The 25,033-nt window shown below is 63.4% G+C and carries 22 protein-coding genes and 1 tRNA gene; 12 read left to right on the plus strand and 11 right to left on the minus strand.

Going from position 1 to position 25,033, the window contains the following annotated elements; genetic code table 11:
- Positions 1-138 precede the first annotated feature (138 nt).
- The 4 genes from GJW30_RS01235 (at position 139) to GJW30_RS01250 (ending at position 5,499) form a co-directional block, all read left to right on the plus strand.
- A complete protein-coding gene (locus GJW30_RS01235) occupies positions 139-1,032 on the plus strand; it encodes a dihydrodipicolinate synthase family protein (RefSeq protein ID WP_096350698.1) in 894 nt (297 codons plus the stop codon).
- Between the two features lie 164 nt (positions 1,033-1,196).
- Positions 1,197-1,463 (plus strand): 30S ribosomal protein S20, encoded by a 267-nt coding sequence (rpsT, locus tag GJW30_RS01240; RefSeq protein ID WP_096350700.1) that lies wholly within the window; start codon positions 1,197-1,199, stop codon positions 1,461-1,463.
- Positions 1,464-2,412: 949 nt separating this feature from the next.
- Positions 2,413-3,846, plus strand: a complete 1,434-nt coding sequence (gene dnaA, locus GJW30_RS01245; protein ID WP_430727110.1) for a chromosomal replication initiator protein DnaA — start codon at positions 2,413-2,415, stop codon at positions 3,844-3,846.
- 144 nt (positions 3,847-3,990) lie between these two features.
- Positions 3,991-5,499, plus strand: a complete 1,509-nt coding sequence (locus tag GJW30_RS01250) for an SGNH/GDSL hydrolase family protein (protein ID WP_157746669.1) — start codon at positions 3,991-3,993, stop codon at positions 5,497-5,499.
- Positions 5,500-5,688: 189 nt separating this feature from the next.
- On the opposite strand, the gene GJW30_RS01255 is transcribed toward GJW30_RS01250, so the two are convergent.
- Genes GJW30_RS01255 through gltB form a run of 3 tightly spaced genes read right to left on the minus strand, consistent with a single transcriptional unit; the run spans position 5,689 to position 11,981 of the window.
- The gene (locus tag GJW30_RS01255; RefSeq protein WP_096350707.1) at positions 5,689-7,107 is read right to left on the minus strand and encodes a glutamate synthase subunit beta; all 1,419 of its coding nucleotides are present in this window, start codon (positions 7,105-7,107) and stop codon (positions 5,689-5,691) included.
- A gap of 9 nt (positions 7,108-7,116) precedes the next feature.
- Positions 7,117-7,272: a hypothetical protein gene (locus GJW30_RS22480; RefSeq protein ID WP_157746670.1), complete on the minus strand. Its 156-nt coding sequence runs from the start codon at positions 7,270-7,272 to the stop codon at positions 7,117-7,119.
- Positions 7,269-11,981 carry a glutamate synthase large subunit gene (gene gltB, locus GJW30_RS01260; RefSeq protein ID WP_096350710.1) on the minus strand — a complete coding sequence of 1,571 codons (4,713 nt, stop codon included), beginning with the start codon at positions 11,979-11,981 and terminating at the stop codon, positions 7,269-7,271. Before gltB ends, GJW30_RS22480 begins: the two co-directional genes overlap by 4 nt.
- Positions 11,982-12,390: 409 nt before the next feature.
- Here gltB and GJW30_RS01265 point away from each other — a divergent pair, with 409 nt between their 5' ends.
- Complete coding sequence (locus GJW30_RS01265; protein WP_096350712.1) at positions 12,391-13,449, plus strand: threonine aldolase family protein; 1,059 nt, start codon at positions 12,391-12,393, stop codon at positions 13,447-13,449.
- 137 nt (positions 13,450-13,586) lie between these two features.
- Positions 13,587-14,453, plus strand: a complete 867-nt coding sequence (locus GJW30_RS01270) for a hypothetical protein (RefSeq protein ID WP_130364693.1) — start codon at positions 13,587-13,589, stop codon at positions 14,451-14,453.
- Between the two features lie 71 nt (positions 14,454-14,524).
- On the opposite strand, the gene GJW30_RS01275 is transcribed toward GJW30_RS01270, so the two are convergent.
- Positions 14,525-14,986, minus strand: coding sequence for an Hsp20 family protein (locus GJW30_RS01275; protein WP_096350716.1), 462 nt, complete (start codon positions 14,984-14,986; stop codon positions 14,525-14,527).
- Between the two features lie 165 nt (positions 14,987-15,151).
- Here GJW30_RS01275 and GJW30_RS01280 point away from each other — a divergent pair, with 165 nt between their 5' ends.
- The gene (locus tag GJW30_RS01280; RefSeq protein WP_096350719.1) at positions 15,152-16,132 is read left to right on the plus strand and encodes an alpha/beta fold hydrolase; all 981 of its coding nucleotides are present in this window, start codon (positions 15,152-15,154) and stop codon (positions 16,130-16,132) included.
- A gap of 146 nt (positions 16,133-16,278) precedes the next feature.
- Here the strand turns inward: GJW30_RS01280 and hisN are convergent, their stop codons facing one another.
- Both hisN and GJW30_RS01290 read right to left on the minus strand, forming a co-directional pair.
- Entirely contained in the window at positions 16,279-17,058 is a 780-nt protein-coding gene (hisN, locus tag GJW30_RS01285) for a histidinol-phosphatase (RefSeq protein WP_096350721.1), read from the minus strand.
- A gap of 475 nt (positions 17,059-17,533) precedes the next feature.
- Positions 17,534-18,424 carry an N-formylglutamate amidohydrolase gene (locus GJW30_RS01290; RefSeq protein ID WP_096350723.1) on the minus strand — a complete coding sequence of 297 codons (891 nt, stop codon included), beginning with the start codon at positions 18,422-18,424 and terminating at the stop codon, positions 17,534-17,536.
- A gap of 161 nt (positions 18,425-18,585) precedes the next feature.
- Here GJW30_RS01290 and cpdR point away from each other — a divergent pair, with 161 nt between their 5' ends.
- The 3 genes from cpdR (at position 18,586) to sugE (ending at position 19,608) form a co-directional block, all read left to right on the plus strand.
- Positions 18,586-18,945 (plus strand): cell cycle two-component system response regulator CpdR, encoded by a 360-nt coding sequence (gene cpdR / locus GJW30_RS01295; protein WP_096350725.1) that lies wholly within the window; start codon positions 18,586-18,588, stop codon positions 18,943-18,945.
- A 103-nt stretch (positions 18,946-19,048) separates the two neighbouring features.
- A tRNA-Val gene (locus GJW30_RS01300) sits at positions 19,049-19,123 on the plus strand.
- A gap of 161 nt (positions 19,124-19,284) precedes the next feature.
- A complete protein-coding gene (sugE, locus tag GJW30_RS01305; RefSeq protein WP_096358587.1) occupies positions 19,285-19,608 on the plus strand; it encodes a quaternary ammonium compound efflux SMR transporter SugE in 324 nt (107 codons plus the stop codon).
- Positions 19,609-19,615: 7 nt separating this feature from the next.
- Here sugE and GJW30_RS01310 read toward each other — a convergent pair whose 3' ends face one another.
- Both GJW30_RS01310 and GJW30_RS01315 read right to left on the minus strand, forming a co-directional pair.
- The gene (locus GJW30_RS01310) at positions 19,616-20,134 is read right to left on the minus strand and encodes an RES family NAD+ phosphorylase (protein WP_096350727.1); all 519 of its coding nucleotides are present in this window, start codon (positions 20,132-20,134) and stop codon (positions 19,616-19,618) included.
- A complete protein-coding gene (locus GJW30_RS01315) occupies positions 20,131-20,502 on the minus strand; it encodes an antitoxin Xre/MbcA/ParS toxin-binding domain-containing protein (RefSeq protein ID WP_347337727.1) in 372 nt (123 codons plus the stop codon). Before GJW30_RS01315 ends, GJW30_RS01310 begins: the two co-directional genes overlap by 4 nt.
- Before the next feature lie 214 nt (positions 20,503-20,716).
- Here GJW30_RS01315 and ykgO point away from each other — a divergent pair, with 214 nt between their 5' ends.
- Both ykgO and GJW30_RS01325 read left to right on the plus strand, forming a co-directional pair.
- Positions 20,717-20,842, plus strand: a complete 126-nt coding sequence (gene ykgO / locus GJW30_RS01320; protein ID WP_096350731.1) for a type B 50S ribosomal protein L36 — start codon at positions 20,717-20,719, stop codon at positions 20,840-20,842.
- Between the two features lie 108 nt (positions 20,843-20,950).
- Positions 20,951-21,577, plus strand: coding sequence for a tetratricopeptide repeat protein (locus GJW30_RS01325; RefSeq protein WP_096350733.1), 627 nt, complete (start codon positions 20,951-20,953; stop codon positions 21,575-21,577).
- 143 nt (positions 21,578-21,720) lie between these two features.
- On the opposite strand, the gene pyk is transcribed toward GJW30_RS01325, so the two are convergent.
- The 3 genes from pyk to GJW30_RS01340 are packed head-to-tail and all read right to left on the minus strand — an operon-like array spanning position 21,721 to position 24,977.
- Positions 21,721-23,157 carry a pyruvate kinase gene (gene pyk, locus GJW30_RS01330; protein WP_096350735.1) on the minus strand — a complete coding sequence of 479 codons (1,437 nt, stop codon included), beginning with the start codon at positions 23,155-23,157 and terminating at the stop codon, positions 21,721-21,723.
- Entirely contained in the window at positions 23,154-23,663 is a 510-nt protein-coding gene (locus tag GJW30_RS01335; RefSeq protein WP_096350737.1) for a DUF1036 domain-containing protein, read from the minus strand. Before GJW30_RS01335 ends, pyk begins: the two co-directional genes overlap by 4 nt.
- A 15-nt stretch (positions 23,664-23,678) precedes the next feature.
- Positions 23,679-24,977, minus strand: a complete 1,299-nt coding sequence (locus GJW30_RS01340; protein ID WP_096350740.1) for a glycerate kinase type-2 family protein — start codon at positions 24,975-24,977, stop codon at positions 23,679-23,681.
- Positions 24,978-25,033: the final 56 nt, after the last annotated feature.

Consider the following 25,033-nt stretch of genomic DNA (forward strand, 5'->3'; position numbering starts at 1 on the left):
GCGCGTACACAGCATCGCGGTATGCGCGTGATCTGCTTTCACCCACGGTACAAATCAGCTAGCTTGCAACTTGCGGCAGTATTCCGGTGGGCCCAGGCCAAAAAGCCCCCGTAATGCTGCGTCACGGACGGAGATACTATGACCCAACAACGCCTCCGCGGCGTCATCGCCGCGATTGCGACCGCATGCGATGATCGATACGACATCGATCTCTCGCGCTCGCTCAAATTGGCGCGTTTCCTGTTGGAGAACGGCTGCGACGGCCTGAACGTGCTCGGCACGACGGGTGAGGCGACGTCATTTTCCTTGTCGCAACGTCAGCGCCTGATGAGCGCCTATAAGAGCGACGGCATGCCGCTGAACCGCCTGATGGTGGGCACTGGCGCCGCCTCGGTATCGGATGCGATTTCGCTGACCCAGCACGCCGCCGATCTCGGCTTTGCGGGAGCTCTCGTGCTTCCGCCGTTCTACTACAAGGGCGTGCCGGACGAAGGCCTCGAGGCCTATATCGCGGCGATCGTCGGCGCGACGTCGGATCGCCCGATCCCGATCTATCTCTACCATTTCCCCGGAATGTCGGCCGTGCCGTGGAAGCTGGAGCTGATTCAGAAGCTCCGCGCCTCTCATGGCGCCCGCATAGCGGGCCTGAAAGACTCCTCCGGCGACATGCCGTATGCGCGCGCCGCCACCGGCATCGAGGATTTCGACGTGTTCCCGTCGAACGAGGCCGTGCTGATCGAGGCTCGCAACGGCGCTTTCGCGGGCTGCATCTCGGCAACGGCTCAGCTCAGCCCCGATCTCTGCGGCCGGGCCTGGCAGACCGGCGATCAGGACGCGCTCGACAAGGCCGTCACGATCCGCAAGCTTTTCGACGGCAAACCGCTGGTTTCCGGCATCAAATCGCTGCTCGCGCACATCCACGGCGACCCCGCTTGGGCGCAGCCGATGCCGCCGCTCGGGCTTTATCCGGCGCACGACCGCACGCTCGCGGCCGCCGGCCATGACGCGGTCCGGTCGGCCAAAGTCGCCTAACCGGAACGCTCGAAAAGAGCCGTCAAAATAAGCCGAGATTCTTGCATCTAGGTGTTTGACGGCTCCAAGACGCATCACTATAAGCACGCCTTGATCAAGAACCTGCGGCCCTATGGGGCGCGGTTCGGAGCGCGTTCACCGCGCAGGTATTCGACAGGACAACAATGGCTAATACGACCTCTGCCAAAAAGGCCGTGCGCAAGATCGCGCGGCGCACCGAAGTCAACAAGGCCCGCCGCACACGCATGCGCAGCATGGTCCGCAAGGTCGAAGAGGCGATTGCCTCGGGCGACAAGGCAGCGGCTGAAACGGCGTTGAAGGCTGCCGAACCGACGATGATGCGGGCTGCCCAAAAGGGCGTCGCGCACAAGAACACGGCAAGCCGCAAGGTCTCGCGCCTGGCGCACAGCATCGCCAAGCTCGGCAAGTAACCCTTCCATTCTCGTGCTAGAATGACAGCTCGTGGCCTCCCGGCCGCGGGCTTTTTGCGTTGCATATGTACAACTGTGACGTGTCACCGATGCATCACACGGTAGTCACAGGGTTTTTTGCCCCTGTCACGTGCGGGCCAAAAGGGCTCCGGCTACCCTCTCCGGCCGGTCAGAAAAAAGTTACTAAAATCATAACGTTATCTTGGATGGTGAAAGCACCACCTCGAATTTGACGATCACGTGACCGTTTGCCGACAGAAGATTTTCGGCAGCAACCAAAAAACCACACCTGCTACCGCGGCGCGAGCCCGCCGATTCCCGCCAACGATTCAAGCAGTTGTCCACAGCCCCCTCGCCGCGGCCCGGGTCAACTGCTCAGACCGGCTGTCCAACGACAAAAGTTCCCGATTGATTCGGTTGCTGCAGGGGGTCACCCCGTGTATCGTCTCTTCATCAAGACGCGCCCACGAGGTGTTAGTTTTGAGTAAACGAAAATGCCAAGACAGGTTTTGTTGACACCTTTTCGGTGGCGAGGAAGCATTCGTGCCCAATCGGCTTCGAGATTAACTACAACAATACTTGGATTTACTGCGGCGGCGTATCGTCTACCACTGCGATAAAAGAATGCGGTAACAGGAATACTTGATCCACGACCGTGGCGGCGGACGGAGGATCATGAAGGGGGCCAAAATGACCAGATCAAAGCAACGCTCAGCGATCCCAGCGTGTTGGCACGCTGTCTGTGACGCGGCTTGTATCCGTGCCTTGTGTTAGTGGCCGGTTTTAGCGTTCCCAACCAGTAGCGTTCCCAATCAGTAGCGTTTTTGCGCTGGACCAGCGATCGAGGCCGCATGCCCCGACGCGCGCGTCCGCACCCTTAAACTTGCCTCAACGGAGAAGACGTGTGTTCAAAGCACCTGAACCCGGCAGCGATTTCACCTCCAACCTCATTCCTCAGGCCGAGGTTACGGCCCCTGCCGGAGCTTCCGTGGCGGACGGCCGCTGGCTGCGCGTAAAGCAGCGCCTGCGCGCCGAACTCGGCGAAGACATCTTTGCGAGCTGGTTTGCACGTTTGGACCTCGATTCCATAACGCTCGGCACCGTCCGCATGTCGGTCCCGACCCGCTTCCTCAAAAGCTGGCTGCAGTCTCATTATGCCGAGCGCGTTCTCGCGACCTGGCAAAGCGAAGACGAGACCATCAAACAGATCGATATCGTCGTCCGCTCGCCTGTCATCCGTCCGGCGATCGCAAAGGCCCGCGTGGCCGAACAACCGGCCGCCACGGGTGAGCGCCGCAGCGCGACCACAACAGCGCCGACCGCAGCATCCGGCGATGCACCGACCGGATCGCCGCTCGACCCGCGCTTTGTTTTCGAGAACTTCCTCGTCGGCCGCGCCAACACGCTGGCCCACGCTGCCGCGAAGCAGGTCGCGCAAGCGCGCCGTCAGGACGCCGTTCTCTTCAATCCGCTCTACATCCATTCGGGTGTCGGCCTCGGCAAGACGCATCTGCTGCAAGCCATCGCTTGGGCGATCAGCGCGCAGGACCGCAAGGTGCTTTATCTCACCGCCGAGAAGTTCATGTACGGCTTCGTCTCTGCGTTGAAGACGCAGACAGCACTCGCCTTCAAGGAAGCGCTGCGCGGCATCGATGTCCTCATCATCGACGACCTGCAGTTCCTTCAGGGCAAGTCTACGCAGGTCGAATTCGGCCACACGCTCAATGCGCTGGTCGACTCCGGCCGCCAGGTCATCGTTGCGGCGGACCGTCCGCCGTCCGACCTCGAGAGCCTCGACGATCGTCTGCGCTCGCGTCTTGCCGGCGGCCTTGTTGTCGAGATGGGGGCGCTCAGCGAAGAGATTCGCCTCGAGATTTTGAAGAACCGCGTCAATCTCGCGCGTACGCATCACCCGGGCTTCGACGTCCCGGCGCCGATCTTGACCTTCATCGCCGAGACCGTGACGCACAACGGCCGCGACCTCGACGGCGCGCTCAACCGCTTGCTCGCGCATAGCAAATTGACCGGCGGGCCGGTCACCATGGATATCGCGGAACTCGCGGTGCGCGACCTTATCCGCCCGCAGGATATGAAGCGGGTCAAGATCGAGGACATTCAGCGCACCGTCGCGCGGCACTTCAACGTCAGCCGCTCGGACATGCTCTCGTCGCGCCGCACCGCCAACGTCGTGCGCCCGCGCCAGATCGCGATGTATCTCGCTAAGACCTTGACGCTGCGCTCACTTCCGGAAATCGGCCGCCGCTTCGGCGGGCGCGATCACACCACGGTGCTGCACGCGGTGCGCAAGATCGAGTCGCTCGCCGACCGCGATCGCACGCTCGCCGAGGAGATCGAAATCCTCAAGCGCATGCTGGTGGAGTAGCTAAACCGAAACGCAACACCGATCTGACATGTTCGTGGGCGAGGCTCCCCTTCGTGGTGCGGGCCTCGCCTGCGTGTTAGTCTTTGTTGGTTCACGGTGCGTGTCGGTATGCCGTTACAGAGACGTCCAGCGTTGAAACGGGAAGTGCGGCGTCGCGGCCTTGGTCGCTTCGTCGCTGCGGGTTTTCGTGTGCCTGCGCTCGTTCTGATCGCCTTCGCGGCGGTTGGCGTCTTCGCGCTGCTGGAATTCGGCGTCCGCCCGGCTTCCGCGCAGTTCTTTGGCTTGTTCGAGCAGCAGCGTCCACGCCGTCAGGCCCCGCCGCAGCAGCGGCAGCAATTCTTCCCCTTCCCGTTCTTCGGCGGCAACACGCCGAGCTATCAGCAGCCGTGGGACGATCGGCCGACGCAGCGCGCAAGGCCGCAGCAGCAGCGCAATGACGCGCGCGCTCCCGCGCATAAACGCCCCGAAGTCGAGCCGGCCAAGAACGTTCTCGTCTTCGGTGACTCGATGGCGGACTGGCTCTCCTACGGTCTCGAAGAAGCTTTCGCGGAAACCAACGAGCTCGGCGTGACGCGCAAGGTCCGGCAAGGCGCCGGCCTCATCCGCAACGAACAGCGCGATTACGATTGGGCGCAGGCCATCAAGGAGGCGACCGAGCGCGCCGACTTCGTGGTCATCATGACGGGCCTCAGCGATCGCAAGCCGATCCGCGAACGCGTCGACGCGAAACCGAACCCGAAAGATCGTCGCGCCAAGCCGGGCGAAAAGCCGAACGAGCGCGATGCCGATCCGGAAGCGACCACCATCATTGCCGAACCCGAGCGTGGCGCGAATGCCAGCGGCTCGCACGAATTCCGCTCCGAGAAGTGGAGCGAGCTTTACGGCAAGCGCATCGACGAGGTGATCGAAGCCGCGAAGGCAAAGCGCGTTCCAGTGATCTGGGTCGGGCTGCCGCCGGTGCGCGGACCACGCGCGCGCAGCGAAGTGCCGGTCCTCAACGACATCTACAAACTCAGCGCCGAGAAAAATGGCGTTACTTACGTGGATGTCTGGGAAGGCTTCGCGGGTGACGACGGCGATTTTACGCTGACTGGTCCCGACGTTATCGGTCAGGTGCGCCGCTTGCGCTCTCCCGACGGTGTCCACTTCACGCCGGCCGGTGCGCGCAAGCTCGCCCACTATGTCGACCGCGAGATCAAACGCATGATGTCGCGCGAGTTGCCATTGGCTTTGCCGATTCCGTCCGAGCCGCAGCGCGGCGAACCACAACCTGCAGGGCCGGCCGCGCGTCCGCTCGCGGGTCCCGTCATCGCACTCACGGGCGGTACCGCGCCGCGCGAGGAAGCGCTTGTCGGCGCAACGCGTGAAGCGCGCGCAGAAGATCCGCTCGCCGTCAGCGTGATGGTGCGTGGTGAAGCTTTGCCGGGTCTACCGGGCCGTGCCGATTATTTTGCCTGGCCGAGCCCATACACGGTCGCCGACAACGATGTAGCCGAACCGCCCGCACTGCCGGCCGCCGCCGTCGCGGCACGCCCGCAACCGGCCCGTCAAGCCGAGCCGGCTGCCAGCGCGAGCAATACGGGCAATCGCGGAACGCGCCCGAGCGCGGCATCCGCCGTCGGTCCGACGCCGCGTTCGCGCGCTGTGCGGTAACGGCCTTACGAGACCCCCACGCGCTGGTCGTTCCCGGTCGAGTGCCTTGGCGAAGCCAGGCGCGAGGGCCGGGATCCATACGCCCAGTGTCTATCGTGACCTCGGAAGATTATGGATTCCGGGCTCGCTAGCTTGCTGCGCAAGCTGCGCCCCGGAATGACCAGCAATTCTGCTGGGTCGCCTAGAGAATTACCGCGGCAGGTTCGTCGATCCCATCAGAAACTTATCGACCGCATGCGCGGCCTGACGTCCTTCGCGGATCGCCCACACGACGAGCGACTGACCGCGCCGCATGTCACCGGCCGCGAACACCTTATCGACCGACGACTTGTAGGCCCGCGTATCCGCCGCGACGTTGCCGCGCGGATCGAGCGAGACGCCGAGCGCTTTCAACATCCCCTCCTGCACCGGCGAGACGAAGCCCATCGCGAGCAGCACGAGATCGGCACGCAGCGTGAACTCCGACCCCGGCACAGCCTTGAACTTCTCGTCGACACGCACGCACTTGAGACCACGCACCTGACCGTTGGCGCCGGTGAACTCCTGCGTCAGCACGGCGAATTCGCGCGACGCACCTTCCTCGTGCGACGACGAGGTGCGCAGCTTCAGCGGCCAGTTCGGCCACGTCATGTCCTTGTTCTCTTTGATCGGCGGCTCCGGCATGATTTCGAGCTGCGTCACCGAGAGGGCGCCCTGGCGCACCGACGTGCCGATGCAGTCCGAACCCGTGTCGCCGCCGCCGATGACGATGACATGCTTGCCACCCGCGAGGATCGGCGCAACGTTGCCGATCGGCTCGTCCGAAACGCGGCGGTTCTGCTGCGGCAGAAATTCCATCGCGAAGTGAATGCCCGAAAGATCGCGGCCCGGCACCGGGAGATCGCGGCCCTTCTCGGCGCCGCCCGTCAGGATGACGGCATCGTGCCCGTCGACGACGACTTCGATCGGGAGATTCTCGCCGACGTGCTGGCCGTAATGGAAGGTGACGCCTTCGCCTTCCATCTGCTTCACGCGGCGATCGATCAGGTGCTTCTCCATCTTGAAGTCCGGAATGCCGTAGCGGAGCAAACCGCCGGCCTTCTGGAACTTCTCGTAGAGATGCACGTCGTGACCTGCGCGCGCGAGCTGCTGCGCGGCCGCGAGACCGGCCGGTCCGCCGCCGATCACCGCAACCTTCTTGCCGGTCTTCACCTTCGGCGGCTCAGACTTGATCCAGCCTTCCTTGAAGCCGCGATCCGCGATTGCGCATTCGATCGTCTTGATCGTGACCGGCGTGTCTTCGAGATTCAGCGTGCAGGATGCTTCGCACGGCGCCGGACAAACGCGTCCGGTGAACTCCGGAAAATTGTTCGTCGTGTGCAGATTGCGCGAGGCTTCTTCCCAGTCGCCGCGATAGACGAGATCGTTCCAGTCCGGGATCTGGTTGTTCACCGGACAGCCGTTGTGACAGTACGGAATGCCGCAATTCATGCAGCGCGCGGCCTGATCGCGGTTCGCTTCTTCCGACAGCGGAATGACGAATTCGCGGTAGTGCCGCACGCGATCGCCGGCCGGGCCGTAGCGCCGGTCGCGACGATCGATTTCGAGGAAGCCTGTTACCTTACCCACGGACGTCTCTCACAAGATAAAATTCCAGAACGCAACGGCGAGCACGATGCCGAGCACGAAGATCGTTCCCGACACGGTGCCGTTCACCAGATAGACGGCGAGCGGCACCGCAAGAGCAATTCCGACAGTCATCGCAATCAAACCAATTGCGAATTTCTGCCTCATTCAGCGGCCTGCATGGTGCGAGCGCGCTCTAGCTCCTGCAGCGCGCGCCGGTATTCGACCGGCATCACCTTGCGGAACTTCGGCATCATCTCGGTCCAGTTAGCGAGAATCTCTTCGGCGCGCTTCGAACCCGTGTGGCGCGCGTGGTTCGCGATCAGCTGATGCAAACGCTCGGCGTCGAAACGCGTCATGTCATTCATCACGTCGACGCGGCCATGCGTGTCGAGGTCGCCCGACGCGTGATAGTGCAGCGCGCTCGCGGCTTCCTCGTCGGCAACCGCTTCGAGTTCGACCATCGAGAGATTGCAGCGCGAAGCGAACGTCGAGTCTTCGTCGAGCACGTAAGCGATGCCGCCCGACATGCCGGCCGCGAAGTTGCGGCCCGTGCGTCCGAGCACGACCACGACACCGCCCGTCATGTATTCGCAGCAATGATCGCCGGCGCCTTCGACGACCGCGATGGCGCCCGAGTTACGCACCGCGAAGCGCTCGCCCGCGACGCCGCGGAAATAGCACTCGCCTTCGATCGCGCCGTACAGCACGGTGTTGCCGACGATGATCGATTCTTCCGGCACGATCTTCGACTTCGCCGACGGGTAGACGATGATGCGCCCGCCCGAGAGGCCCTTGCCGACGTAGTCGTTCGCTTCGCCTTCGAGTTCGAGCGTAACGCCATGCGCGACCCACGCGCCGAAGCTCTGGCCGGCGGTGCCGGTCAGCTTGATATGCACGGTGTCGTCCGGAAGCCCGGCATGGCCGTACTTCTTGACGATCTCGCCCGACAGCATCGCGCCGGCCGAGCGGTTGAGGCTCATGATCTGCGTATCGATCGTGACCTTCTCGCCGCGCTCGATGGCGGGGGCCGCTTCCGCGATCAGCTTGCGATCCAGCACCTTCTCGAGGTGATGATTCTGCCGCTCGCTTTGGAATATGCCGACGCCGTCCGGCGCATCCGGCTTGGTGAACAGCTTCGTGAAGTCGAGGCCCTTCGCCTTGCCGTGCTCGATGAGCTCCTGGCGATCGAGCATCTGCATCTGCCCGACCATCTCGTTGAAGGTGCGGTAGCCGAGCTGAGCCATCAGCTCGCGCACTTCTTCCGCGATGAAGAAGAAGTAGTTGATGACGTGCTCGGGCTCGCCCTTAAAGCGCTTGCGCAGCACCGGGTCCTGCGTCGCGACGCCGACCGGGCACGTGTTGAGATGGCACTTGCGCATCATGATGCAGCCGGCCGCGATCAGCGGCGCGGTCGCGCAGCCGAACTCGTCGGCTCCGAGCAGCGCGCCGACGATGACGTCGCGGCCCGTGCGGATGCCGCCGTCGACCTGCACGACGATGCGGCTGCGCAGGCGATTGCGCACCAGCGTCTGATGCGTTTCGGCAAGGCCGATCTCCCACGGCGATCCCGTGTGCTTGATCGAGGTCAGCGGCGAAGCACCCGTGCCGCCCTCGAAGCCCGAGATCGTCACGTGATCGGCACGCGCCTTCGAGACGCCCGCCGCGACCGTGCCGACACCGACTTCCGACACCAGCTTCACGGAAACGTCGGCGGCCGGATTCGTGTTCTTCAAGTCGTAGATCAGCTGCGCGAGATCTTCGATCGAGTAGATGTCGTGATGCGGCGGCGGCGAGATGAGGCCGACGCCCGGCGTCGAGTGACGCACCTTGGCGACCACCGCATCGACCTTGTGGCCGGGCAGCTGTCCGCCTTCGCCGGGCTTCGCGCCCTGCGCCATTTTGATCTGCATCATGTCGGAGTTGACGAGATACTCCGTCGTCACGCCGAAGCGGCCGGATGCGACCTGCTTGATCGCCGAACGCATCGAGTCGCCGTTCGGCAGCGGCGTGAAGCGATCGACTTCCTCGCCGCCCTCGCCGGTGTTCGACTTGCCGCCGATGCGGTTCATCGCAATCGCAAGCGTCGTATGCGCCTCGCGCGAGATCGAGCCGAAGCTCATCGCGCCGGTCGCGAAACGCTTGACGATGTCCTTCGCGGATTCGACCTCTTCGATCGGCACAGGCTTGCGGCCGTCTTCTTCCGCGCTCTTGATGCGGAACAGACCGCGGATCGTCAGGAACCGCTCCGAGTGATCGTTGACGAGCGAGGTGAATTCCTTGAAGCGCTCGAGCGAATTGCCGCGCACCGAATGCTGCAGCGCCGCCACCGTGTCGGGCGTCCACGCATGCGCCTCGCCGCGGAAGCGGAACGCATATTCGCCGCCGACTTCGAGGAATGTGCGCAAAATCGGCACATCGCCGAAGGCGTCCGAGTGACGCGAGGCCGTCTCGGCCGCAACTTCCGCAAGGCCCACGCCCTCGATCTTCGTCGCGGTGCCGGTGAAATACTTTGCGACGAAATCCGACTGCAGGCCGACCGCGTCGAAAATCTGCGCGCCGCAATAGGATTGGTATGTCGAGATGCCCATCTTGGACATCACCTTGAGGATGCCCTTGTCGATCGACTTGATGTAGCGCTTAACGATCTCCTTGTCGGAGAGCTTCTCCGGCAGGTCCGCCTTCATCGCGATCAGCGTTTCGAAAGCGAGGTAAGGATTGATCGCTTCCGCGCCGTAGCCGGCGAGACAGCAGAAGTGATGCACTTCGCGCGGCTCGCCGGTCTCGATGACGAGACCGACCGACGTGCGCAGACCCTTGCGGATCAGGTGATGATGCACGGCCGCAGTGGCGAGCAGCGCCGGGATCGGAATGCGGTCCGGGCCGACCATGCGGTCCGACAGAATGATGATGTTGTAGCCGCCATGCACGGCCGCGATCGCGCGCTCGCAGAGACGCGCCAGCGCGTCTTCCAAACCTTCCGCGCCCTTATCGGCCGGATAGGTCGTGTCGAGCGTGCGCGTATCGAACCGCTCTTCCATCTGGCCGATGCAGCGGATCTTTTCCAAATCCTCGTTGGTGAGGATCGGCTGACGCACTTCGAGGCGCTTGCGGCGCACGTTGCCTTCGAGATCGAAGATGTTCGGGCGCGGGCCGATGAACGACACGAGGCTCATGACGAGCTCTTCGCGGATCGGATCGATCGGCGGGTTCGTCACCTGCGCGAAGTTCTGCTTGAAGTAGGTGTAGAGCAGCTTCGACTTGCCCGACAGCACCGAGATCGGCGTGTCGGTGCCCATCGAGCCGACCGCTTCCTGACCCGTGGTTGCCATCGGCTCCATCAGGATCTGCAGATCTTCCTGCGTGTAGCCGAACGCCTGCTGGCGATCGAGCAGCGGCACGTCGGTGCGCACTTCGCGCGCGACCACCGACGGCAAATCTTCGAGCACGATCTGCGAGCGCTTCAGCCATTCGCCATACGGGTTGGCTTGCGCGAGTTCGGCCTTGATCTCGTCATCCGAGATGATGCGGCCTTCTTCGAGATCGACCAGCAGCAGGCGACCCGGCTGCAGGCGCCACTTGCGCACGATCTTCTCTTCCGCGATCGCCAGCACGCCGGCTTCCGACGCCATGATGACGCGGTCGTCGTCGGTGACGAGCCAGCGCGCCGGACGCAAACCGTTACGATCGAGCGTCGCGCCGATCTGGCGGCCGTCCGTGAAAGCGACGGCGGCGGGGCCGTCCCACGGCTCCATCATCGCGGCGTGATATTCGTAGAACGCGCGGCGCTCTTCGTTCATCAGCGGGTTGCCGGCCCAAGCCTCCGGCACCAGCATCATCATCGCATGCGCGAGCGAATAGCCGCCCTGCACGAGGAATTCGAGCGCGTTGTCGAGACACGCGGTGTCCGACTGGCCTTCGTACGAGATCGGCCAGAGCTTCGAAATGTCGTTGCCGAACAGCTCGGAGTCGACCGACGCCTGACGCGCCGCCATCCAGTTGACGTTGCCGCGCAGCGTGTTGATTTCGCCGTTATGCGCGATCATCCGGTAAGGATGCGCGAGGCGCCAGCTCGGGAATGTGTTCGTCGAGAAGCGCTGATGCACGAGCGCGAGTGCGGATTCGAAATCCTTCTCGTGCAGGTCCGGATAGTACTTGCCGACTTGATCGGCGAGGAACATGCCCTTGTAGATGATCGTGCGGCAGGACAGCGACACGACGTAATAGTGCGCGAGCGCGCGGTCCTGCTTGTTGAAGATGATGTTCGAGATCCACTTGCGCAGAACGTAAAGCTCGCGCTCGAAATCGTCTTCGCTGGCGACCGCTTCGCCGCGCGCGATGAACACCTGACAGTGCCGCGGCGCCGTCGGCTTCACGCTCTCGCCGAGCGAGGAGTCGTCGGTCGGCACATCGCGCCAGCCGAGGAGGATTTGGCCTTCCTTGGCGACAATATCCGCCCAGGTGTCCTTGATGATCTGCGCCGCCGCATCGTCGTGCGGCATGAAGACATGGCCGACCGCGTAGAAGCCCGGCTCCGGCAGCTCGATGCCGATCTCGGCCGCCTTGCGCTTGAAGAAGGCATGCGGCGTCTGCACCAAAATGCCGGCGCCGTCGCCCGCGCGCGGGTCCGCGCCCACGGCGCCCCGATGCTCGAGGTTTTCCAGGATGCTCAGTGCGTCCTGCACGATCTGATGCGACTTCACGCCCTTGATGTTGGCGATGAAGCCGACGCCGCAGGAATCCTTCTCGTCCGCCGGGTCGAACATGCCCTGCGCTGCCGGCCAAGCCGGATCCACCATCACGTTCGCCGGAACGGCTTTCACGCGAGCATCCGCCGAAATCTGCGGCTGGCCGGTGTGAGTGTCGTTCGTGCTCATTCGCGTGTCCCCTGTTAGGGCTGGTCGGTCGTCTGGCGTTTCCCGGGTTTGCTGACACACTTCGGGCGTCAGGCGAGCCTGGGTCTTTTTTTTCTTTAGCGGCTGAATGGGGCCGCCTCGGAGAGAAATTTTGCGCCGTTAGGCGCGCCGCGCTGCCCCTATTAGGGCAACAAAACCAAGGTGTTAATTCAACACCGTTTTGCGTTTCGGTTTTCGGCGCACGGGCGATACTCTCTCACGAAGGCGAATGCAGGACAGCAATGCTGTCCTAATTGCCCCATCAATGCCAAACTTTGACGTGTGGCACAAGCGTAGAGTTATTCCAGACCACGCTCGATACCAAACTTTTTCTCACGCGTTGCCGCCCCGCCTCTCCCATTCCGTGTGTCCCGGCGCTACGGGTCAATGCATGAACTTTGCCAGCGACAACACGGCGGGCATTCCCGCCCCGATCCTCGACGCGATCACGGCCGCCAACGAGGGCTATTCCTTAGGCTACGGAAACGACGATTGGACGAAGCGCGTCGAGGCCAGACTCTCGGAATTGTTCGAGCGCGAGGTGGCTGCCTTCTTGGTGCCGACCGGCACGGTCGCGAACTCGCTTGCCCTCGCGCATCTCTCGCCGCCCTGGGGCGCAGTGCTTTGCCATGTGGATTCCCACGTCAACGACGATGAATCCGGCGCGCCCGAGTTCTTCGGCGGCGGCCTGAAGCTGCTGGAACTGCCCGGCCAGAACGCGAAGATCGACCCTGCGGTGCTCACCGAGCGGCTGTCCCGCCTGCGCGGCGCGCCGCATAGCGTGCTGCCGTCTGTCGTCTCGATCACCCAATCGACCGAGCTCGGCACCGTCTACAGCCTGTCGGAAATTGCGGCCCTCGCCGAAATCGCGCGCAGCCGTAGCCTCAAACTGCACATGGACGGTGCACGCTTCGGCAACGCGATTGCCTCGCTCGGCTGCGCGCCGGCGGAAGCGACCTGGAAAACCGGCGTCGATGCCCTCTCGTTCGGCGCGACCAAGGGCGGCGCCCTCGCGGCCGAAGCCATCGTTTTCTTCAATCCGGCCGATGCGGCCGGCATGTCCTCACGCCGCAAGCGCGGCGGCGCGCTGATTTCAAAACACCGCTTCATCGCGGCGCAGTTCGAGGCGTATCTCAAGGACGATCTGTGGCTGAAGCTCGCGCGCCACGCTAACGCGATGGCGAAGCGTCTGTCGGACGGCCTGTCAGCCGCCGGCGAGCCGCCGATGTGGCCGGTCGAAGCCAACGAGGTTTTCGCAATTCTGTCGAACGACGCCGATGCGCGGCTGAGGAAAGCCGGCGCAGCGTATTACCCGTGGCAGGCCGTGGCGCTGCCGGAAGGCCGCAAAGTCCCGCAGGGTCACGGACTTTTCCGCCTCGTCACATCCTTCGCGACGAGAGCCGACGATGTCGATGCCTTCTTACGCATCGCACACCCTACCAAACCGTAATGCGTTTGCCGCAGAGGCGCCCCATTCCATCGTGATGGTGTTAACGAAGCCGGCCTGCGGGTGCAGCAAGGACTGGCAAGGGGTGCGTCGAGTGTGAGGCCGTCAGGCTCATGCTCATTGGGATCAGGAGTTTGCACGTGAAATTGCGTGTCGTGACGTTGGCCGCGCTAGCAAGCGTTGGCGCAGCAACTTCCGCTATGGCTCAGCCGCGCTGGGCTTACGATTATCCTTCGTATTACGGTGGCCCATATGGCGGGCCGCGTTATGACTACGGCGAACGCGATTACTATCGCGATCGAGGACCGTCCGAATTCGAAGGTCTCCGCCTCGGCGAGATCCACGGCATTCTTCGCTCGCGCGGTTTGCGCGCGATGGCGCAGCCGATGCGGCGCGGCGATCGTTATGTCGTCATCGCTCAGGACTCTTACGGACGCTCGCAGCGCGTCGTGATTGATGCCGAAACCGGCTCGATCCTCCGCGTCGTCGCCGCACGTCCGAACGTCGACGATCCTTCCGTCCGCTCGCCTGAGGCAGGCGGCGCGCCGCCGTTGCCGCCGCTCAATCGTCCGCAGGCGAATGCGGCGCCGACACACGGCCCCGAGGCTGCGCGCCCGCCGGCCGCGACACCGAAGGCCGCGAAGCCCGCACAGCCGCCGCAGCAAACCGCGAAGGCCTCGCCCGATGCTCCGCCGATGCCGCGCGCACGCCCGGGCGATGCGCCGACCACCGGCAAGCCGAACGACAAGCCCGCGCGCGTGATCCTGCCGGGCGGCCCGGTGCCGAAGCAGGATCGCACGGCCGGTCGTTCTTACGTTCCGCCGCCGGCTCCCGCAGCAGCGCCGGCTGAATCGCCGGTCGAGACGCCGCCGGCCGCAGCACCTCCGCCGCCCGCAACAACGCCGCCGCCGGAAGCCGCCCCGCCGGCCCCGACGGAGGCCGCACCGGCCGCGCCCGCATCCCCGGGCCAGCCCGATCCTTCGATCCCGCCCGCTCAATCCTTCTGAGCCGCGCGCAAAACAAAACGCCCCGGATCATCTCCGGGGCGTTTCGCGTTGAGGCTCAAGCTATCGCGACGTTACGCGGCTTGCTTGGTCTCGATGACCTTCGGCGAGCTGCCGTTGATCGCGATCTGGCGCGGCTTCTTCGCTTCGGGGATCTCGCGCTCGAGATCGACATGCAGCAGGCCGTTTTCGAGGCTTGCGCCGCGAACCTGCACATAGTCGGCGAGCTGGAAGCGGCGCTCGAAAGCGCGGCCCGCGATACCCTGATGCAGAACCTCGACGCCATCCTGCGCGGCCTTCGCCTGCTTCTCGCCGCGGATCGTCAAGGCGTTTTCCTTGCTCTCGATCGCGAGATCAGCCTCGCCAAAGCCGGCGACCGCGACCGTGATGCGGTAGGCATTCTCGCCGGTGCGTTCGATGTTGTACGGGGGATAGGAGTTCGTCGTGTCGAGACCATTCACCTGATCGAGCAGGGAGAAAAGACGGTCGAAGCCGACGGTCGAACGATAGAGCGGTGCAAAGTCGTAAGTACGCATGGATTGTCCTCCTTCAGAGCGACGGTTTGCGTAACGCCCGCCCGCCAAAAGGGCCGGGCGTCGGGGAAAGCGCAGCCGAATGGCCTACGCTCCCAATGATTTAGGATTGCGCGCTATGCTTTCAAGAGGCGGCTGATATAAGCGATTTTGGGCCTGGGGAGCTGAATGCTGGACGTCGTTTCGCAAGGTAAATCTGTAGCGTCCCAAAACGACGTTTTGACTCTGCGCGATTTTCCGCCGCCCGACGGCGCCGTCGCGGGCCGCTTCAAAACACGCGACGGCGTGACGCTCCGTTACGTGCGCTGGTCGCGGCCGCGCGGCCGCCTCGGCACCGTTTGCCTCTTCCAAGGCCGCGCCGAATTCGTCGAGAAATATTTCGAAGTCGTGCGCGAACTTCTGCAGCGCGGCTTCTCGGTCGCGACCTTCGATTGGCGCGGCCAAGGCCTCTCCGAACGCCCCCTCCGCGATCCGCGCAAAGGCCATGTCGGCGACTTCCCCGAATACGACAACGACGTCGAAGCCTTCATGCGCGAAGTCGCGCTGCCGGACTGCCCGCCGCCTTACTACGCGCTCGGCCATTCGATGGCGGGCGCGACATTGCTGCGCATGGCCGAACAGCGCCGCTATTGGTTCGAGCGCACGGTTCTCTCCGCGCCGATGATCGGCCTTGCCGGCGGCGGCGGATCGCCGAGCGCGAAGAGCGCCGCGCATTGGCTGCGCCGCTTCGGTCTCGGCAAGCGCTACATTCCGGGCGGCGGCGCGACTGCGATCAATACGCTGCCGTTCAAAGACAACGCGCTCACCTCCGATCCCGATCGCTACCAGCGCACGACGGAATTGATCGGCGCTTTCCCCCAGCTCGCGCTCGGCTCGCCGACCGTCGCCTGGCTCGAAAGTGCGTATCGGCAAATGGCGGAGTTTGCCTCGCCGTCATTCTCGCGCGGAATTCAACAGCCGATCCTGATCGTCGGCGCCGGCAACGATCGCGTCGTCTCGACGCCGATCATGGAGACGTTCGCGCAAGGCCTGCCGACCGGCTCGCGCGTCGTGATCGCCGGCGCCAAGCACGAAATCCTGATGGAGCAAGATCGCTTCCGCGCCCAGTTCTGGGCCGCTTTCGACGCGTTCGTTCCGCCGAAGAGGTGAGTGGAGGCACCATGTAGCCTGGATGGAATGAGGCTACGCGCGGGAGCGCGAGCCGAATGAAATCCAGGGTCAACCTCGCGGCAAATCCGCATCCCGGATTGCGCGAGGCGCTTCGCGCCATCGCTCCATCCAGGCTACAGAAGAACTTACGCCCGCAACATCTTCATCGCGGCTTCATGCACGCGCTTGTCGCCGGCCGCGATGATGCGGCCACCCTGCTCGGCCAGGCCGCCGTCCCAACTCGTGATGATGCCGCCGGCGCCGCGCACGATCGGGATCAGCGCCATGATGTCGTAAGCATTGAGCCCCGACTCGATGACGAGATCGAGCTGCCCGGCCGCCAGCATGCAATACGCGTAGCAATCGCCGCCGTAGCGCGAGAGCTTCACGACATTCTCGACCGTGACGAATTTCGCGCGGTCTTCGGCGCTCATCAGCAGCGGGCTCGTCGTGAACAGCACCGCATCTTCGAGCGTCGCGCAGTGGCGCACATGCAGATTGCGCTCGCCGGACGGCCCGCGATAGCGCGCCATGTTGCCGTCGCCCGTGAAGCGCTCGCCCACATACGGCTGATGCATCATGCCGTAGACCGGCGTGCCGCCGCGCGTCAACGCGATCAGCGACCCCCAGGCCAGCATGCCGGAGATGAAGGATTTCGTGCCGTCGATCGGGTCGAGCACCCAGACATATTCGGCGTCGGTGCGCTCGTCGTCGAACTCCTCGCCGATGATCCCGTGCGTCGGGAAAGTCTGCTTGATCATCGTCCGGATGGTAACTTCGGCCGCGCGATCGGCCGCCGTCACCGGGTCGAAGCCCTGCTCGGCTTTGTTTTCGACGCCCAGCGAAGTGCGGAAGAAGGGGAGAATCGCTTTGCCGGAGGCGGATGCCAGACCATCGACGAAATTCGCAAAATCGACCGCGGTCATTGGCAATCACCTGTGAAAAGCAAAGCCAGCGGCGTGTAGCGCAATCATTGTAGTGCGGCAACCAGGCCTGAGAGCCTATTCGCCCTCCATCCCGCACGCATTTTGGAAGAACCTGTTCGCCGGGCGGTTCATAGTATGAATTAAGATTCCAATACTACGGAAAACACTGTGCTATTTTTGGCACTTGCCTGCCCGGACGATCTTCCTTATATCGCTGAAGACGCCGCGCAAACTGGCAAAAAGTAAAATTAAATCAGTATCTTAAACGCGCCGCTCAGCACTAAACAAAAAACTTCTGATTGGGCTTGCGTTTTGTGCGGCGCACGGGCATATTATTGCGGTGCGGCAACGTTGACTTTGTCCGTTGTCGTACTGCCCTCCTTGGGCGTTTCCTCCCTAGACTTGGGCCGCTCCACAAGAGCGGCCCCTTTTTTTGCCCTCACGCCAGCCGACGAAATTTCGCACTGCGGTAGCGCTATTCGGCGGCCGTCCGGAAGGGCAACAGCTCGTCGAGGGAAATGCGCGCCAGAATGCCGATGACGCTGTCGATATCCTGCCGCACGCGGTCGAAAGTTGGGCTACGTTCGAACCGCCGTTCATCCATATACAGCGCGCGGTTGAGTTCGATCTGCACCGCATGCAGCCCGCTTGACGGGTTGCCGTAGTGCTCCGTGATGAAGCCGCCCGCATATGGCTTGTTGCGGTTGACCGTGTAGCCAAGTGATTCGAAGGCGGCCTCGAGCGCCAGCGTGATCGCCGGCGCGCAGCTGGTGCCGTAGCGGTCGCCGATAACGATATCGGCGCGCGGACGCTCATCCTTCACGTGGCTCGACGACGGCATCGAATGGCAGTCGACCAACACGGCGGTTCCGAAGGCGCGCTGCGTGCGCAGCATCAGCTTTCTTAAGCCCCGGTGATACGGCTTGTAGAGCACGTCGATCCGCCGCATCGCTTCGGCGACAGGTAAGCGCTCCTGATAAATCTCCTGCGCATCGCCGACGACGCGCGCCACGGTGCCAAGCCCGCCCGCCACGCGCATCGAACGCGTATTGGCAAAGGACGGCAGCCGCCCCTCGAACATGCGCGGGTCGAGCTCGTAAGGCTCGCGATTGAGATCGACATAGCAGCGCGGGAAATGCGCGCGCATCAGCGGAAAGCCGCGCCGCACAGCCGTTTCGAACAATTCGTCGACGAAGGTGTCTTCCGAGCGCCGCAGCGCATTCATCTCGAGGCGCGACTGGCGCAGGAACGCGGCCGGATACGTGCGCCCGCTATGCGGCGAGTTGAAAACGAGCGGCCCGAGCCAATCGTTTGGCTCCAGGGTCTCGAACGGTGGGTCGAGCTCGGCTTCGCCGCGGTCACTCATACTGTCTCGTCTCGACTCAAATCTCCGCCCCTACGGCTCATATTGTCTCTCCGAGAGAAGTTGCGCGCAAGCATCATCGAAGATCGTTCTTTTTCACCCGTTATTTACCCGACGCAGTGCTTATGACATCTATGACCCAAGCACCCGTGCAAACCGCCCAAATGCAAAAGATCCTTCTGGCCGAAGACGACAACGACATGCGTCGCTTCCTGGTGAAAGCCCTGGAGGCCGCCGGCTATGAAGTCATCTCCTTCGACAACGGCCTGTCCGCTTACAATCGTTTGCGCGAAGAACCGTTCGAGCTCCTGCTCACCGATATCGTGATGCCGGAAATGGACGGAATCGAGTTGGCGCGCCGCGCCTCCGAACTCGACCCCGATATCAAGATCATGTTCATCACGGGTTTTGCGGCTGTCGCCTTGAACCCGGATTCGCAGGCGCCGCGTAACGCCAAGGTGCTCTCGAAGCCCTTCCATCTGCGCGATCTCGTCAACGAAGTTTCCAAGGTTCTCGCGGCCTGAATCGTCCTTGCTTGGCAGAGCGCGAGCCGATATAGGAAGCGCGCTCGCGGGCAATTCTTGAGCAATCGCAAACAGCGGCTCGGAATTGCGTGATCGACGGAATGGGCGCGTAGCTCAGCGGGAGAGCACTACCTTGACATGGTAGGGGTCACAGGTTCAATCCCTGTCGCGCCCACCATTCCGTCTCCAGAGCCGACCGGCTTTGATGAATCAAAGCGGACGGCTCTTCCCTTCATGAAGACGCATTTTCTTGACGTGAACCGGTCTCCACTTCACTTGAAAATGCTTCAACTCGCGGTCTTTCCTGACGAAAATCGCGATACGCCGCTTGGAAACACCATGGCCTGGATCCTCCTGTTCATTGCCGGATTGCTCGAAGTCGCTTGGGCCATCGGGATGAAATACACCGAGGGCTTCACCAAGCTGTGGCCGAGCGTGTGGACCATCACCACGATGACGCTGAGCGCCGTCTTTCTCGGCCTCGCGCTCCGCTACCTGCCTGTCGGCACGGGTTATGCGGTTTGGGTCGGCATCGGCGCGGTCGGCACCGCGATTCTCGGCATCTACCTGTTCGGCGAATCACGCGAACCAGCGCGGCTTTTCTGCCTCGGCCTCATCGTCGCAGGCGTCATCGGCCTCAAGATCGTCACGCCCGACCCGTGAGATTTGGCTAGCGCCAGGAAGATTGGTCGCGTGGTAGTCGAAAACGCGGGTCGATGACCCTGACCTGGCGCGGCAAGGCCGGTCCCCACATCCAGAGCACGAGATTGACGTCATTGGCGTCGGCTCCAGGCGCGAAACTTGGCACGCGAATTCCAGCAACTCCCTGTGCAACGAGCTGGTCGTGAATAGACCAAGAAGCCGGACGCTTGCCCTCGGCAAGCTCGGCAGCCCAGGCACATTTCATATCGTTGGCTTCGACGCCGTAGAGCGCTCGCTGCTCCTCGGCTGTTAGGTCAGCGATGGGATCGCAGTCGACTTCGTAAGCGCACAGCGTCAGCGGATCGATGCGGTGTGCCAACCCCTGGCTCGCTTCCTTCACCGCCGTGACTATGTTCAGCGCCAGATAGAGTGCGGGCACTCCTTTGGGATTGAAGCGCGCGCCCCTGATTGCGGCTCCGGATCCAGAAGTCGGGCTGAATGCCCATCGAGGATCGTGCGCTCGGTAGCAAACGCCGACGAACCTCAAGCAAACCCGCCGAGAGCCATATGATCTAAATAGTCTCGGACGGCTGACGCCTTGCCCTCTTTGACGACCGCCGCCGCCGTACGCTCGCCGAAAGCCGGGATCGGCTGAGCGCGATACCAAGCCAAGGCTTGTTGCGGCCCGCCTGCCCACTCAGACACAAGCGAAAGAATCTCCAGCACTTCGCGCAAGCGCGCCTGCGCTTTGGTCGCGCCACTGCGCTCGGCCCGGTAAAGCGTCTCCCGCGGCAAGCCGATCGTTTCAGCCAGTTGCGTCTTGGAGATGCCGAAGCGGTCAACGACGCGGGTAGCGGCGATTTGCCCGCTGCTGTCCATCATCGACGCGACAAGCGGAGTCGCGATCGCAGCCATCGCTTTGGACTTCAGTGATGACCTAACAACGTTCGCCATAACGCCTCATAAAACGCCACATAACTATGGCGAAATATATGGCAAAGACATAGACCTTTCAACCGCAAACGTTGACAGGTCGGTCTCCGACCTTTAGAAACCGCCGCAATCATGATCAATCGGTCGCGTGGGCGGCCCTGAAACAGTAACCGCACCGGCGGTTTGGTAGGATAAGATGAAAGTTCGTAACTCGTTGAAATCGCTGCGCGGTCGTCACCGCGACAACCGCCTGGTCCGCCGCAAGGGCCGCGTCTACGTCATCAACAAGACGCAGAAGCGCTTCAAGGCGCGCCAAGGCTAATCGGCGGGGCGCATCAGCCCGCCTGACACACGCTGAGTTGAAATTTGAAGGCCTGCGCCACCCGCGCGGGCCTTTGCGCTTGCGTGCGCGACGCGTTAGATTTTGCGCATGAAGATACTGACGGTCTCTGTCGTCGCCCTTTTCATCGCCGCGTCTCCGGCCTTCGCACAAAGCTCGCGGCCGCAGATCGAACCGCGCACCAAGCAGGCAGAGCCTCGCGCCAAGCCTGCGCCGCGCCCCAACAAGCCGGATCGCAGCCGCGACCTCAACTTCCTGTTCGGTGCGCTGAAAGCGGCGCCCGACGCCGAAGCCGCAAAGTCGGTCGAAGTCCGCATCACGTCGCTGCTGGCGAATTCGGGTAGCGACACCACGGACCTGCTGATGCAGCGCGCCAAACGCGCGCTCGACGCCAAGGACAATGACCTCAGCCTGCAGCTGCTCGACGCTGTGGTCGATATCCGCCCGGAATTTGCCGAGGGCTGGAATCGCCGCGCAACGCTGCACTTCCTCAATAAGAACTACGTCGCGGCGATTGCGGATATCCGCCACGTGCTCGCGATCGAGCCGCGCCACTTCGGCGCGATGGTCGGCTTCGGCATGATCCTGCACGAACTCGACGAAGATGCGCTCGCGCTGAAGGTGCTGCGCAAGGCGCTCGAAGTGCACCCCTATCTCGAGCGCATCGATGAGCTTGTGAAGACGCTCTCGGAAAAAGTCGAAGGCCGCGAGATTTAACCGCTTCGTCATTGCGAGAAGCGGCGAAGCCGCGACGAAGCAATCCAGGAATCAAATCGTTAGCGCCCGTTGCCTTGCTCTGGATTGCCACGTCGCGCCAGCGCTGCGCGCATGTCGCTCCTCGCAATGACGAAGAGGTTTGGCTACTCTTTCGCGGCGTCGCTGCCGACGAATGCGATGCGCACCATGTTGGTCGCGCCTGGCGTTCCGAGCGGAACGCCCGCCACGATGATGATGCGCTGACCGGCGCGCACGAACGCATCCTTGTAGGCGAGCTGGCACGCGCGATCGACCATGTCGTCCTGATCGTGCGCATCTTCGGCGACGACGCAGTGCACACCCCACGCGACCGACAAGCGGCGGCCGGTCGAGAGATTCGGTGAGATCGCGATGATCGGCGTATTCGGCCGCTCGCGCGCAACGCGCAACGCCGTTGCGCCGGACGATGTCCAACACACCAGCGCGCCGAGATCGAGGGTCTCGGCGATCTGCCGCGACGCTGCCGCGATGGCGTCGGCGCCGGTCGCTTCCGGATCGGAGCGCTGCGCATTGATGATCGAGCGGAAGTTCGTGTCTTTCTCGACCTCCTCGATGATGCGACTCATCGTGCCGACGGCCTCTGCCGGATATTGTCCGGCAGCGGATTCGGCCGAGAGCATCACGGCATCGACGCCTTCGTAAATCGCGGTCGCGACGTCCGACACTTCGGCGCGGGTCGGCACCGGTGACGAGATCATCGACTCCAACATCTGCGTTGCAACGACGACGGGCTTGCCGGCGCGGCGCGCAGCGCGCGTGAGTTGTTTCTGAATCGCAGGCAGTTTCTCGAGCGGCATCTCGACGCCGAGATCGCCGCGCGCCACCATGATGGCGTCGGAGAGTTCGAGAATATCCGCGATATGCGCGACGGCCTGCGGCTTCTCGATCTTCGACATGATCGAGGCGCGGCCGCGTGTGATCTTCTTGGCTTCCGCGACGTCGTCGGCGCGCTGGATGAACGAGAGCGCGATCCAATCGACGCCGACATTGAGTGCCGCGTCCAGATCGGAGCGATCCTTGTCGGTCAGCGCCGAGAACGGAATCAGCGTATCCGGCAGGCTGACGCCCTTGCGGTTCGACAGCTTGCCGCCGACTTCGACGCGCGTGACCGCGCGCGTCGGCGATGTCTCGACCGCACGAAGACGCACCTTGCCGTCATCGATCAGCAGCGTGTGTCCGGGCTCCAGCGCGGCGAGAATTTCCGGATGCGGAAGATGCACGCGGGTGACGTCGCCCGGCGTCGTGTCGTTGTCGAGGATAAACTGCGCGCCGTTCTCGACCATCACGGCCGTATCGTTCGCGAACGCGCCGAGTCGCAGCTTCGGTCCCTGCAGATCGATCAGCACGCCGATCGGGCGGCCGTAATCTTTCTCGAGCCCGCGGATCGTCGCCACCATCGCGGCCATGCGATCGTGCGGCGTGTGACTCATGTTGATGCGGAAGATGTCGGCGCCGGCTTCGAACAGCTTGGCGATCATCGGACGCTCGCTCGAGGCCGGCCCCAACGTGGCCAGCACTTTCGCTCGTCGCAAACGTCTCATTGTGTCACTTCCCGCGGCTGTCCAGAGGCGCGCGGCGGAGAGGATGAAGAGCCCGGCGGCAGCGGCCGCGTCGGCGCCTGTTCGGATGATTCAGTCAGTTGGACGGTCCAAGAAGGCTGCGACGTGGTGTCGACCTCGAAGAAACCGGTCTTCTCAAAACCACGTGCCAAACAATCCTCCACACCGCGGATCGTGAACTCTTTGTCCCGCGTGCACATGAAGGCTTTGCCGGACCACTCACCGCCGCGATCATAATCTATCGCATAGATGTAATAGAACTGCGACGACAGCGTTCCGCGCAAGAGCGTCTCGCAGCTGCGAGACGACAGATTCCACCAGCCCTCGGTGGTCCAGGCTTCGCCCTCTTTGTAGCCAATCGCGATGCCGACGCGGCTGCCGGTGTTGTTGCACAGCCGGAAGTCGGCGCGCGCGGCCTCACTCGTGATGCACCAGAACGTCAATGCGAGTAATCCGGCGCTAAAAAGTGAAGTTCGGGCAAGCCGCATTGTGCTTCGATTCTCTCAGACTGATTCGCATGGGTTGACTAAAATCGCCCGGAAATCGTTGACGTTCGTATAAGTGGGGCCCGGCGTGAGCAAGCCGCCCGTTCTGGCGAAGAAACCCGTGGAGTCGTTTTCGGCGAGAAACTGGGCCGGATCGAGGCCGAGCGAGGCCGCTTTTGCTGCCGTTTCGCCGTCCGCATAGGCCCCGGCCGGGCTATCCGCGTCGCCGCCGCCGCCATCCGTCCCGTCCGTGTCGCCAGCCAGCACCGCTATGCCTTTCGTGCCTGCCAGCAGCGCGGTGGCCGCAAGGGCGTATTCCTGGTTCGGGCCGCCCTTGCCCTGCCCGCGGATCGTCACCGTGAGCTCGCCGCCCGAGAGCAGCACGGCGCGCTTGCCGGCCGCCTGCAGCTCTTTGGCGAGCCGCATATGCTCGGCGGCCGTATCGCGCGCCTCACCCTCGAGGCGGTCGCCGAGGAACACCGGTTCGTAGCCGGCCGCGCGGATCTTCGCCTGCACCGCATCGAACGCATCCATCGGCTTGGCGACGAGGCGATACTCCGTATTCGCGAAGATCGCATCGCCCGGCTTCGGGCTCTCGTTGGCGGGATCCTTCAGCGCATTCGCAATCGACGGCGGCAGCGTGACGTTGAACTTCTTCACCACCGCCAACGCATCGGCGAGCGTCTTCGTATCCGGCACCGTCGGGCCGGAGCCGATAACGTCCGGATCGTCGCCCGGGACATCCGACACTGCGAGCGTCAGCACGCGCGCCGGCGCGGCGCGCGCCGCGAGCCGTCCGCCCTTGATGCGCGAGAGATGCTTCCGCAGCGTGTTGATCTCGCCGATATTCGCGCCGCTGCGCAGCAGCGCGCGCGTCAGCGCCTGCTTCTCGGCGAGCGTGATGCCGGCCGCCGGCGCGATCCAGTTGGCCGACGCGCCGCCCGACATCAGCACCAGCACGAGGTCGTCCGCCGTTGCCGTATCGGCGAGTTGCAGCGTGCGCTCGGTCGCATCGATGCCGGCCTGATCCGGTACCGGATGCCCGGCCTCGATCATCGGGATCTGCCGCGTCGGCCGGCCATAGCCGTGTCGCGTCACCGCGATGCCGTCGAGCCGCTTCGGATCGATCTTGGCGTCGTCGAGATAGAAGCGCTCCGCGACCTCCGCCATTGAGCCGCCGGCCTTGCCGGACGCGAACAATATCAGTCGCCCCTTCGCGGGCGGCGCAGGCAGATGGCGCGGCAGAAACGTCGATGGATGCGCCGCCGCGACAGCGGTCTCGAACAACTCATTCAGGAACTCTCGCGGCGAAGTCACTGGGCGTCGTCCTCGGGTATTTCGGCGCCTATCCGCGCCTTGTTGTGCCAGAGGCT

Origin of the sequence: Variibacter gotjawalensis (assembly GCF_002355335.1) — a bacterium.
Lineage (GTDB): Bacteria > Pseudomonadota > Alphaproteobacteria > Rhizobiales > Xanthobacteraceae > Variibacter > Variibacter gotjawalensis.